The sequence below is a fragment of the Dietzia aurantiaca genome (genome assembly GCF_021033825.1).
Classification (GTDB): domain Bacteria; phylum Actinomycetota; class Actinomycetes; order Mycobacteriales; family Mycobacteriaceae; genus Dietzia; species Dietzia aurantiaca.
The window spans coordinates 19643-31377 of sequence record NZ_JAIFXZ010000012.1 but is presented as its reverse complement, the minus strand read 5'-3'; the positions used below and the strand labels follow the sequence as shown (position 1 = coordinate 31377).

The window sequence follows — 11735 nt, the reverse complement described above, 5'->3', positions numbered from 1 at the left end:
TCACACACCCCAAGGAGAACGCGACCATGAAGCAGCTGGCCAGGGACGTCACCGAACGTGCAACCCGAACCCCGGACGCCATCGCTGTGGTCGACGGCGAGGGCACGCACACGATCACCGAGGTGGTCCGGGCCGCCCGCGAGCTCGCGACGGTACTGGAGTCGGCGACCGACGGCCCCGCCACGGTGCTGGTCCGCGCGGACAACTCGTGGCGCACCGTCGCCGCCGCCGTCGCGGTGGGACTGACCGGCGGACTGCTCGCGGTGATGAGTGGCCACGCCACCAGGTCGGAGTTCGACATCGCGATGGAGGACCTCCGGCCCGACGTCGTGGTGGCCGACGGACCGCTCGGACAGGTGTGGGGCCTGGAAGGGTACGGGTTCGTCCCCTCGGGTCAGGCCCTGGCCGGCTGGGAGGTCCACGGACCGGCGGATGGGCGGACCCGGGGCGTCGAACACTGGAAGGGCGGTGTGGTGGCCGCCATGACCTCCGGCTCGACCGGGCGCCCCAAGTGCGTCATCCAGACCGAGGACGCACTGCGGTACGCCGGTCAGTCGACGATCGATGCGGTGGGACTGGAGCCGGGTGACGCGATCGGTGCGCTCGTGCCGCTGTCGTCAGCCGCCGCCATCTGCTTCGGGATGTACCTGCCCACGATGCTCGGTGGGGCCATGGTGGCCGACGCGAAATGGAACCCCGAGCGTGCCGTCGCCGTGCTGCGCGACAACGCGGTCGCGTGGACGATGCTCGTGCCCACCATGGCGCTGCAGCTCACGCTCGTCGACGGGGCGGACGGCGCGCTGTCCGCGATGAAGGCCATGACGGTCGGCGGCGGACCCATGAACGAGAAATCACTGCGGTCGGCGGAACTCCGGCTCGGCACCACGTTCCTGCGGGTGTTCGGGATGTCCGAGGCGCTCGGGCACACCACCCCGCTCCCGGACGACGGCGTGGAGGTGCGCCTCGGGCGCGACGGCCGGCCGTTCCCCGGGACCCTCTCCAGGGTGGTCGACGGGGACGGCCGTGTGCTCGGCCCGGGTGAGGTCGGCTCACTCCAGGTCAAGGGGCCGTCGGTCTTCCTCGGCTATGCGCGCGGCGGTCTGCCCGTCGCTCCCGACGTGACAGAGGACGGATTCCTGGCGACCGGCGACCGCGCGGTGATCTTCGACGACGGCTGCGTGAGCATCCGCGGGCGCGAGAAGGACCTCATCATCCGCGGCGGCCGAAACATCGACATCAACGAGGTCGAGGCGGCGCTGGCCGGGATCCCGGGGATCCATCAGGTGTGCGTGGTCCCCGTCCCGGATCCCGTGCTGGGGGAGAGGGCCGCGGCGCTCGTGGTGCCGGACGGTCAGGCCCCGGGGTTGGAGGAGATCCGGCGGGAACTCGACGCGGCGGACTTCCCCAAGTTCAAGTGGCCGGAGTTCGTGATCTCGGTGGAGTCGCTGCCGCAGTCGCGGGTCGGGAAGCTGGATCGCGCCGGTGCCGCGAATCTCGCGGCGACGTTCGCCGAAGAAGCTTCGCAATGACGGCCCGGGAGCACGTTTCCGGCTGATAGTGTTTGAGTTGAACTCAATTTCACCTAACCTTAAGGAAATACACCGAGTTCGGGGGAGTGCCACATGGCGGCCACAACGAGAACCGAGAGTCCGCGCTCCAAGCGCAATGTCATTCTGGATGCAGCCGTGGCCAACTTCGGCAGCGTCGGCTACGAGCACACGAAATGGGCCACGGTCGCCAAAGAGGTCGGCATCGGCCAGACTGCGCTGTACCACTACTTCGAGTCCAAGGCGCACTGCCTGCTGACCATCATGAGGATGGAGCTGACGCGCTACCACGAGAGGTTCGAGGCCGCGGTCGAGGGATCGGCCGACGCGGGGTCGGCGTTCCGGGCCGTGATCGCGAGCGCCTACGACATCACCGAGACCGAGGCGCTCTCGGCACGCATCCTGCTCAACCACATCGACATGCTGGCGTCCCCCAGGTCGTCGGAGCGCGAGGAGGACGAGCGGATCCGGGCGCGCGAGATGGTGCGGGTGGTCGAGAACGACTGGACGGACCTGCTCAGGCGCGGAATGGACTCCGGGGAGTTCCCGCAGCGCGACGAGAAGGAGCTCGGCCGGTTCGTTCTGGGTCTCATCAACTCCGTGTGGAGTTGGTATCGCCCGGGCGGCGGCCGTCAGCTGCCTCAGATCGCGGAGTCGGTCACCGACGCCTGCATCCGATTGGTGCACTGAGGCGCTTCCACCTCGACGGCTCTGTCCGGGTGGTACCTTGACCCCAAGACCTGAAGTGAATTCAAATCCGGAGGATGAGATGTACAACCTGATCGTCATGGCGTCCAAGCCAGGTGAGTGGACCCACGAGCAGTTCATCGAGTGGTGGCGCGGCGATCACGCCGACGTGACCTACCCGCTGCCGGGACTGCGCCGCTGGTCCCACACCGCGGTCGGGGACACGGGTCCCAACCGGCATTCGCAGGGCTGGGACGGCGTCTCGGTCCTGTCCTTCGACTCGAAGGAGGCCTACGAGGAGATGCTCTCCAGCCCGGAGTGGGCCAGGGCGGCCGAGCACGTCGGATCGATGGGCGGACGGGCCATCATGGTGATGGGCGACGAGCAGCTCATGGTCTCGGGGGAGTGACCGTGGGGGGTGCGGACTGGGCCGAGGTCGGGTGCTACCAGGTGGCCGACTCGGTTCACCGTATTCCCCTGCCCATGCCGCACGACGGCCTGCGTGCGATCAACGTATACGTGGTGGAGGGCTCCGACGGGGTCTCGCTGATCGACGCCGGGTGGAACGTGCCCGGCAATCTCGACATCCTGAACGGGGGCCTCCGGTCGATCGACGTGGGGCTGGCCGAGGTCAGCGACGTCCATGTGACCCACATCCACCGCGACCACTACACGATGGGGCCCGAGCTGCGCAGGCAGGTCGGGACCCGGGTTCACCTGGGCCGGCTCGAGCAGCCGGGTCTCACCGCGCTCCGGGTGCTGGCCAACACGGTCCCGGCGGACTCTCTCGAGCAGTTGCGGCGTGCCGGGGCGCCCGGGGTCGCGGAGGCCGCGCTCGCGCTAAGTCGCACCGAGGAGTGGTTCGAGCGCGACTGGGAGCTGCCGGACGAGTGGACCGAGCCCGGGCCCGTGTCGGTGGCGGGACGCGCCATGCGGGCCACGGTGACGGCCGGCCACACCAAGGGGCACCTGGTGTTCGACGACCCCGGTCTCGGGGTGACTTTCACCGGCGACCATGTGCTGCCCCGGATCTCCCCGTCGATCGGGTTCGAGCTGGGTGGGTGGGACAATCCCCTCGGGGACTACCTGACCTCGCTCGAGGACATGCTCGCCAGGCCCGACTCGCTGATGTTGCCGGCGCACGGCGCCACCGGTGGGAGCGTTCACCTGAGGGTCCGTGAGCTGCTGGATCACCACGATTCCCGGCTCGACGCGACCCGCCGGATCCTTCTCGAGACCCCCGGTGTCACCGGGCTCGAGGTGGCCGCCTCGCTTCCGTGGACCCGCCGTGAGCGGACGTTCGCGGAGTTGGACGACTTCAACAAGATGATCGCGACCTGCGAGACGATGGCGCACCTGGACGTGCTGGTCGCGCGTGGTGACGCGGTGGTGGATCACGTGCAGCGCGAGGTGCAGCACTTCATCGCGAACTGACCCCGGCGGCCCGCGGGAGGGATCCCGCGGGCCGTTCGTGCCCTGGGGCCCGGGTCAGCGCGCGGTCCAGCCGCCGTCCGCGTAGACCTCCGCGCCGGTCATGAACCCGGCGTCGTCCGAGGCGAGGAACGCGACACTGCCGGCGATCTCGGCGGGCGTCCCGAGCCGGCCCATGGGGGTGTTGGCCAGCATTCCCCGGTGGCGCTCGGAGCCCTCGAATCGCTCCAGCAGCTGCGGGGTCTCGATGAACCCCGGGTGCAGCGAGTTCACCCGTACGCCCTTCGTGGCCCAGTGGAGGGCGGCGTTCTTCGTCATGGTCCTCACCGCACCCTTGGCCGCGTGGTAGGCGAAGCTGTTGCCGAATCCGCCGACGCTGCCGAGGATCGAGCAGACATTGACGATCGCCCCGCCGCCGGTGCGTTCGATCGCGCCACCGGCGTGCTTCATGCCGAGCCACACGCCGGTCTGGTCCACGTCGATCACGCGCTGCCAGTGCTCGGGGGTCTCGTCCTCGACCGTCTTGATGCTGCCGATCGCGGCATTGTTCACCAGGGCGTCGATCCGGCCGTGGGCGTCGAGGGTGCGCTGCACCGCCGCGGCCCAGTCGTCCTCGGCGGAGACGTCGAGCTCGAGTGCGAGATGGGGGCCGGTGGGGAGCGAGGCGACCAGGTCCGTCACCGGGGAGCCGGCGAGATCGGCGGCGACGACGACGGCGCCTTCGCCCGCCAGGCGCGTGCAGATCTCCGTGCCGATTCCTCCGGTTGCGCCGGTGATCAGAACGATCCGGTCGGTGAAGCGTTCCATGTGGTGCCCTCTCGGTGGTGTCTGTCGGCGGTCGGCTCGCCACGCGTCGTATAAACCAAACTCGGTTCAGTATATGGCGTCGCGCGTCGGCGTCAGGCGGGAAACGCCACCATCAGTGCGTCGGCGACGCACGCGGGGGCGTCCCGGCCCTCGATGTCGATCGTGTAGCGCACGCAACCGAGGGCGCCGCCGTCGTCGATCCCGCGGGTCCACTCCACTCGTCCGCGGGCCCGGAGGCGGTCGCCGGGCCGGACGAACGAGGGGAACCGGACCCTGTCGAGTCCGTAGTTGATCGCTCGTCCCGCGGCGTCGAAGGTGAACAGGTCGGCGCTGAGGCGGGGGATCAACGACAGAGTGAGGTAGCCGTGCGCGACGGTGGAGCCGAGTTCGGATGCGGCCGCCCGTCCGGTGTCCACGTGGATCCACTGGTGGTCCTCGGTGACGTCGGCGAACTCGTCGACCCGGTCCTGGGTGATGGTGAACCAGTCGCCGGCGCCGAGGTCGGTGCCGGCGGAGTTCCTGAACTCCTCAACGGTCCTGAAGGTGATGGTCACGGGCTTCTCCTCGGCGGTCGCGGACGAATACTGAATTCGGTTCAATATCGCGCACGCTACCGTGTTGGGGTGAACGAGGAGCGCGATCCGGCGCGAGGGGCCCTGTCGGTCGGCTATGTCCCGGGGGTGCAGCCGGACAAGTGGCTGACCCGGTGGCGCGAGCGCCGGGGCGACGTGCCGGTCACCGCGAGACGCGTGGGTGATCCGCGGGCGACACTCGCCGCGGAGGCGGGCGCCGAGGGGTTCGACGTGATCTTCTTCCGTGAGCCCGCAGACGCACCCCGGTCGGCGCCGACCGGGCTGCTGCGGGTGCCGCTGTACACCGAGACGATGTCGGTGCTCGCGGAGAAGGAACACGAGATCGGTGCGTTCGACTCACTGAACGCGGACGACCTGGCGGGGGAGCGGTGGATCGATCCCGTCGACACGATCACCGCGACCCCGGATGAGGTCTCCGCTGCCGTGGACCTCGTGGCGGCGAATGTGGGGCTGCTCGTCCTGCCCCTGCCGTATGCCCGTGCGTTGAGCCGGCGGGACGTGGTGGTTCGTCCACTCGACGGCGTCCCGGCGACCCGGATGGGGGTGGCGTGGTCCGCGACGCGGGAGGGGGACGAGCTCATCGACGAGTTCGTGGGGATCGTCCGCGGGCGTTCCGAGGCGAGTTCGCGCGGCGGGGCGGAGCCGCCGCGCGAGAAGCGTTCGGCCCGCGAGAAGTCCGCGGCCAAGGCTCGGGCGCGTGCGGAGCGTGCCGGCCGGGGCGAGAAGAGCGGCCAGGGCGGCGCGTCCGGCCGCGCGGGTCAGCCGGGTCGGGCCAAGGGGCGTCGCAGCCGCTGATCGTCCCTTGGCCGGACGCGGTTCAGGCCTCCTTCGCGCCGACCATCGCCCGCGCGTATCCGAGGTGCCGGGACACCACGTCATCGGCCGTCAGTGGCCCGCCGGGTCGATACCAGGAGGCGATCGAGACGCACAGGGAGGCGATGGCGCGCGCCGCGTCCTCGGGGTGGCGACAGGTGAAGTCGCCGGCGTCCACTCCCGCACGGATCGCGTCCTCGATCATCGTTTGTTGGGCGTCCCGCTGCGAGATGTGATGAGCCCGGACGTCCGGGTCCATGCTGCGCATCTCGGTGGACGCCACGAAGGCATGATCGCGCCGGGCCATGTGAAAGCGGGCGAGGCATTCCACGATGTTGGCGAACCGGGTGGCGGGGGAGTCGCCCGCGTCCTCGGCCGACGCGGCGGTGTGCGTCAGCATCTCGGCCATCGCCGCATCGACCAGGGCTGCGAGGATCGCCTGCTTGGACTTGTAGTGGTGGTACAGCCCGGGAACGGACAGGCCGGCGGCCTCGGCGATCGTCCTGATTGAGGCGCCGTGATAACCGTGCCGGGCGAAGGCGCCGAGGGCGGCCCGCAGCGGTGGTGTCAGCTCGTCGGTTCCGAACTCGCGCCAGTTGTCCATGAGTTCATTCTCCTCGATCCCCGGGCCGTCCCGGCCCCCGCGCTTGACACCGGATGTGGTGTGGGCAACACTATCCCACACCGAGCGATCGATCGGTCGGGAACGTGCAGAGTCGGTGACAACAACGGAGGTCGAGGATGAGCCGTACGGACTCGCGCCCATGGCAGGAGATGTACCGCCCGGGGCTCGACGAGGGAGTGGTGACCCGACCCTCGACGCTGATCGACGCGTGGGCTGAGCGGGTCGACGCCCACCCGGACGGGGTCGCGATCGCCTACTTCGACACCGCCCTGACCGCCCGCGAGGTCGACGCCAGGGCGGACGCCCTGGCCGCCGGTCTCCAGGATCGCGGGGTGGGCGCCGGGGACCGCGTCGGCATCCACCTGCAGAACATCCCGCAGTACGCACTGGCGATGCTCGCGCTGTGGAAGATCGGCGCGGCCGCGGTGGTCCTCAACCCGATGTACTTCGGCCGCGAGCTCCGGCTGCCCGTCGAGGACTCCGGCGCGATCGGGGTGATCGCCACCGACCATGACGTGCCGGCGATCCGCGAGGCCGTCGTCGGAACCGAGGTGGGCTGGATCCTCAGCACGAGCGAGCTCGATCTGCAGAGCCGTGACGATCCCCGGATGTTCACCGACGGGGATCGGGCCCCGGCGTCCGCGGACGGCGACCTGGTCGAGCTGATGACGCGGTTCGCGGGCAGGGCCCCGGCGCCGGTCGAGGTCGTGCCCGATGACCTGGCGCTGCTCACCTATACCTCCGGCACCACCGGCCCTCCCAAGGGTGCGATGAACTCGCACGCCAACGTCGTGGCGGTGGCGCGCAGCTTCGCCGACTTCGTGGACGTGGCCCCGGGGGACGTGGTCCTCGCGATCGCCCCGCTGTTCCACATCACCGGCGCGGTGATCAACGCCACCCTCGGGCTGATCACGGACACCACCCTGGTCTTCGCCGGGCGTTTCCGTCCCGAGATCGTCCTCGACGCCTTCCGGGAGCACGGGGTGACGTTCACCATCGGCTCGATCACCGCCTACAACGCGCTGATGCGACTGGACGAGGCAAGGCCCGAGCACTTCGCCGCCGTCAAGACCCTCTACAGCGGTGGTGCGCCCATCCCGCCGTCGACGGTCGACCGCTTCGCCGAACGGTTCGGCCACTACATCCACAACGGTTACGGGATGACCGAGACGACCTCTGGTGTCATCGCGGTGCCGCCGGGTCGGCGCGCACCCGTGGACCCCTCCAGCGGGACCCTCTCGATCGGCGTGCCGCTGCCCGGCATCGCCGCCGAGGTCGTCGGGCCGGACGACCGCCCGGTTCCACCGGGCGACCAGGGCGAACTGGTGCTCGCCGGCCCGCAGATCGTCTCCGGGTACTGGCGGAACGAGGAGGCCACCGCGTCCACCATGCCCGGGGGCCGTCTACACACCGGCGACGTCGCCGTCATGGACGCCGACGGCTGGGTCTACCTCGTCGACCGGCTCAAGGACCAGATCAACTCCTCCGGCTACAAGGTGTGGCCCCGTGAGGTCGAGGACGCCCTCTACGAGCACGACGCGGTTTTCGAGGCGGCGGTGGTCGGGCTCGCCGACGAGTACCGCGGCGAGAAGGTCGTCGCGTTCGTCTCTCTCAAGGCGGGCTGCACCGCCACCTCCGACGAGTTGGCCGCCTTCGCGGGCGAGCGGCTCGCGGCCTACAAGCGGCCCGCCGAGGTGCACGTCGTGGGCGAGTTGCCCAAGACCCAGACCGGAAAGATCCGACGTCGCGAACTCCGCGACGCCCACACGCCCTGATGTCCCGCCCCGAACCCTCACCCACCCTCACCCCATCGAAGGGAACCGACATGGCTGATGCCACAGTCCGTCCAGAAGTCCCCGGGCAGCCCACCGCGCCCGCGACGGCCACCAAGAGCCCCGGCGCCCTCAAGTCGCTGGCCGCGAGTACCACCGGCCAGCTGTTCGAGTGGTACGAGTGGACCGCCTACGCGGTGTTCGCCCCGTTCATCGCCGCTGCGATGTTCAACAATGACAACCCGGTCTCGGCGCTGCTCGCCACCCTGGCTGTCTTCGCGGTCGGGTTCCTCATGCGTCCGCTGGGCGGCATCGTCTTCGGCCGAATCGCCGACGTCAAGGGACGCAAGCACGTCCTGATCGTCACCATGCTGATGATGGCCGCGGCGAGCCTGCTGATCGGACTGCTGCCCACCTACGGGACGATCGGTGTCTTCGCATCCGCCCTCCTGCTGCTCTGCCGCATGGTCCAGGGCTTCGCGCACGGCGGTGAGTCCGCCACGGCGTACAGCTACGTCGCCGAGATCGCGCCGCCGCACCGCCGCGGGATGTGGGGCAGCCTCGTCTTTGTGGCCATCATGGGCGGCACCGTGATCGCCTACGGCATCGGCGGCGGCATCACCGAGCTGCTCAGCGAGTCGGCCGTCGGCTCCTGGGGCTGGCGCGTGCCGTTCCTGCTGGGCGCCGTGTTCGCTCTGTTCGTGCTGTACCTGCGGTCCGGCATGGAGGAGTCCGAGGTGTTCGACACCGCCGAGGCCGCCGACAGCGCCGCCGCCGGCGGTGCTGCCACCGGCAGCACCGCCGCGGCCACCGGCAGCACCGCCGCGGCCACCGGAGCCGGAACCGACGCCGGTTCCGCCGTCGTCACCACGTTCTCCCGCGGCCGCCTCGCTCGCGCCATCGCCCTCGTCGTGACCATGGTCTCGGGCATCACGGTCGCCCACTACACCTGGAGTTCGTACGCCTCCACGTTCGCCATCACCCAGCGCGACATGGACTCCGGCTCCGCCTTCTGGATGATCTTCGCCAGCCAGCTCATCGCGCTGTGCACCCTGCCTCTGTGGGGTCTGTTGTCGGACCACATCGGGCGCCGTCCGGTGATCTTCATCTTCGCGGTGGGCACCATCGTCACGACCCCCTTCCTCATGGGCATGATCGACGACCGCCCGTGGACCCTGTTCGTGGCCTCGCTCATCGCCATGACCCTGGTCGCCGCGGCCGGGTCGATCCTGTCCTCGTTCATGTCCGAGGCGTTCCCCACCAAGATGCGCACGGCCGGGATCGGGTTCGCGTACTCGCTGTCCGTCGCGGTGTTCGGCGGAAGTGCTCCCTATCTCAACGCCCAGTTCATCCAGTGGGACCTGTACTGGCTGATCAGCGCGTACATCATCGTGCTCTGTGTCTGCACGATCATCGCCACGGCCATCATGAAGGAGACCCGGGGCGACAACCTGCACACGGTCGGCCGCGGCTAGTCGCGCCCGAACCGGCCACACATCCGTCCATCGACCGCGAGGATCGTAGTTCATGACCACTTCCCAGACAGACACAGAGTCCGAGGGGCTGCCCGTCGACGAGTTGCTCCGGCCCGACGTGGTGGGCCCCAAGATCGCGGAGGCGACCGGTGAGAAGGCCTGGACCGAGTTCGAGGCCGAGCTCATCGCCGGTGGCAAGTCCAACCTCACCTTCACCCTGCGTTCGGACGCCGGCGAACTCATCCTGCGCAGGCCGCCCACCGGCGAGCTGCTGCCCAGTGCCCACGACATGGGTCGCGAGGCGCGGATCCAGATCGGGTTGGGCGACACCGACGTCCCGGTCGCGCAGGTGGTGCTCAACGAGACCACCGGCGAGGACCTGGGCGTGCCGTACTACGTGATGGAGAAGGTGGTCGGCCACGTCATCCGCGACGCGTTGCCGCCGGGCTTCGCCGAGTCCGACGACGACAAGGCTGCCATGGCCGACGCGCAGATCGACGCCCTGATCGCGCTCCACGCGGTGGATCAGAACGCGGTGGGCCTGGCCGATCTCGGTCGCCCGGACGGCTACCTCGAGAGGCAACTGCGCCGGTGGCTCGGGCAGTCCGAGAAGGCGGTCGACTCCGTCCGGGCCGATCGGCTTCCGGAGCTGGCGGCGCGGCTCGGGGAGAGCATGCCCACCTCGCCGTCGTCGAGGATCATCCACGGCGACTACCGACTGGACAACTACGTCGTGGCGCCCGACGACCCGGGCCGTATCCTCGCGATCCTGGACTGGGAGCTGTCCACGCTCGGCGATCCCGTCGCCGACCTCGCGCAGACGGTCCTGTACTGGGGCGACCCGGACGGGCCCGAGGTGCCGCTGATCCCCAGCATCACCACCGAGCCCGGGTGGCCGGGGCCGCAGCGGCTGCTCGACCGCTACTGCGCGGCCACCGGCACCGACCCGTCATACATGCCCTGGTACCTGGCGTTCGCCACGTTCAAGTTCGCGGCGATCGCCCAGGGCGTGGCCACCCGTTCGCTGGCCGGCGACATGGCCGGTCAGGACTTCGGCGACATCGGTCCGCAGATCCGCGACCTGGTCGACCACGGCCACTCGATCCTCGACTCCCGGAAGGAGACAAACTGATGACCGACTCCGACACCGCGAGTTCACCCACAGTGCCCGCACCTGTCGATCCCCGCACCGGGCCGCAGACCGCGGTGCCCGTGCTGGACCGGTTCCGGATGGACGGTCGCGTCGTGGTGATCACCGGCGCCTCGTCCGGCCTCGGCGCCGGGTTCGCCCGCGCGCTGTCCTCGGCGGGGGCCACCGTCGTGCTGGCCGCCCGCCGCAAGGAACGGCTCGAGGCGCTGGCCGAGGAGCTCCGCTCCCGCGGCGGCGAGGCCTCCACCGTGGCCTGCGACGTGGCCGACCCCGAGTCGTGCGCGGAGATGGTCCGCGCCGCGATGGCCGAGCACGGGCGGATCGACGTGCTGATCAACAACGCCGGCCTCGGCACCGCGGTACCCGCGCTCAAGGAGACCCCCGAGCAGTTCCGCTCGGTCGTGGACGTCAACCTGAACGGGGCGTTCTGGGCCGCCAAGGAGTGCGCCGCGGTCATGGGGCCCGGCTCGAGCATCGTCAACGTGGCCAGCGTCCTGGGGCTGACCGCCGGCTTCGCACCGCAGGCCGCGTACTCGGCCACCAAGGCCGCCGTCATGGGCCTGACCCGGGACCTGGCCTCGCAGTGGGGTGGCCGTCGCGGCATCCGGGTCAACTCGCTCGCACCCGGCTACTTCGCGTCAGAGATGACCGACGAGATCCCCGAGCAGATGCTCGCCGACATCACCGGCAGCACGATCTTCGGCCGTCTCGGCCTCCAGCCCGAGCTGGACGCCGCCCTGCTCTTCCTCGCCTCCGATGCCGCATCGTTCATCACGGGCACCACGCTCGTGGTGGACGGCGGCATGACTATGCACTGAACCGCCGCTGCACTGAA

Annotated in this window: 12 protein-coding genes; 9 read left to right on the top strand and 3 right to left on the bottom strand. The window is 69.8% G+C overall.

Annotated features, from left to right (window positions below):
• Nucleotides 1-26: 26 nt before the first annotated feature.
• The 4 genes from K3888_RS12725 to K3888_RS12710 all read left to right on the top strand — a co-directional run bounded on the left by K3888_RS12725 (nucleotide 27) and on the right by K3888_RS12710 (nucleotide 3668).
• The gene (locus tag K3888_RS12725; RefSeq protein WP_230930645.1) at nucleotides 27-1529 is read left to right on the top strand and encodes a class I adenylate-forming enzyme family protein; all 1503 of its coding nucleotides are present in this window, start codon (nucleotides 27-29) and stop codon (nucleotides 1527-1529) included.
• 93 nt (nucleotides 1530-1622) lie between these two features.
• Complete coding sequence (locus tag K3888_RS12720) at nucleotides 1623-2237, top strand: TetR/AcrR family transcriptional regulator (RefSeq protein WP_230930644.1); 615 nt, start codon at nucleotides 1623-1625, stop codon at nucleotides 2235-2237.
• A gap of 79 nt (nucleotides 2238-2316) precedes the next feature.
• Nucleotides 2317-2643: an EthD family reductase gene (locus K3888_RS12715; RefSeq protein WP_230930643.1), complete on the top strand. Its 327-nt coding sequence runs from the start codon at nucleotides 2317-2319 to the stop codon at nucleotides 2641-2643.
• A 2-nt stretch (nucleotides 2644-2645) separates the two neighbouring features.
• Entirely contained in the window at nucleotides 2646-3668 is a 1023-nt protein-coding gene (locus K3888_RS12710) for an MBL fold metallo-hydrolase (protein ID WP_308281990.1), read from the top strand.
• A 54-nt stretch (nucleotides 3669-3722) separates the two neighbouring features.
• Here K3888_RS12710 and K3888_RS12705 read toward each other — a convergent pair whose 3' ends face one another.
• Together K3888_RS12705 and K3888_RS12700 are read right to left on the bottom strand one after the other, a co-directional pair.
• Nucleotides 3723-4472 carry an SDR family NAD(P)-dependent oxidoreductase gene (locus tag K3888_RS12705; protein ID WP_230930641.1) on the bottom strand — a complete coding sequence of 250 codons (750 nt, stop codon included), beginning with the start codon at nucleotides 4470-4472 and terminating at the stop codon, nucleotides 3723-3725.
• Between the two features lie 92 nt (nucleotides 4473-4564).
• The gene (locus K3888_RS12700) at nucleotides 4565-5026 is read right to left on the bottom strand and encodes a MaoC family dehydratase (RefSeq protein ID WP_230930640.1); all 462 of its coding nucleotides are present in this window, start codon (nucleotides 5024-5026) and stop codon (nucleotides 4565-4567) included.
• A gap of 69 nt (nucleotides 5027-5095) precedes the next feature.
• Here K3888_RS12700 and K3888_RS12695 point away from each other — a divergent pair, with 69 nt between their 5' ends.
• On the top strand, nucleotides 5096-5860 hold the full coding sequence (locus tag K3888_RS12695) for a LysR family transcriptional regulator substrate-binding protein (protein WP_230930639.1): 765 nt from the start codon (nucleotides 5096-5098) through the stop codon (nucleotides 5858-5860).
• A 22-nt stretch (nucleotides 5861-5882) separates the two neighbouring features.
• Here K3888_RS12695 and K3888_RS12690 read toward each other — a convergent pair whose 3' ends face one another.
• A complete protein-coding gene (locus K3888_RS12690; protein ID WP_230930638.1) occupies nucleotides 5883-6482 on the bottom strand; it encodes a TetR/AcrR family transcriptional regulator in 600 nt (199 codons plus the stop codon).
• A gap of 137 nt (nucleotides 6483-6619) precedes the next feature.
• Here K3888_RS12690 and K3888_RS12685 point away from each other — a divergent pair, with 137 nt between their 5' ends.
• From K3888_RS12685 to K3888_RS12670, 4 genes are all read left to right on the top strand, one after another.
• Nucleotides 6620-8278 (top strand): class I adenylate-forming enzyme family protein, encoded by a 1659-nt coding sequence (locus K3888_RS12685; RefSeq protein ID WP_230930637.1) that lies wholly within the window; start codon nucleotides 6620-6622, stop codon nucleotides 8276-8278.
• 50 nt (nucleotides 8279-8328) lie between these two features.
• Nucleotides 8329-9750, top strand: a complete 1422-nt coding sequence (locus K3888_RS12680; protein WP_230930636.1) for an MFS transporter — start codon at nucleotides 8329-8331, stop codon at nucleotides 9748-9750.
• 52 nt (nucleotides 9751-9802) lie between these two features.
• Nucleotides 9803-10882, top strand: coding sequence for a phosphotransferase family protein (locus tag K3888_RS12675; RefSeq protein WP_230930635.1), 1080 nt, complete (start codon nucleotides 9803-9805; stop codon nucleotides 10880-10882).
• Nucleotides 10883-10956: 74 nt separating this feature from the next.
• Complete coding sequence (locus K3888_RS12670; RefSeq protein WP_230930739.1) at nucleotides 10957-11718, top strand: SDR family NAD(P)-dependent oxidoreductase; 762 nt, start codon at nucleotides 10957-10959, stop codon at nucleotides 11716-11718.
• Nucleotides 11719-11735: the final 17 nt, after the last annotated feature.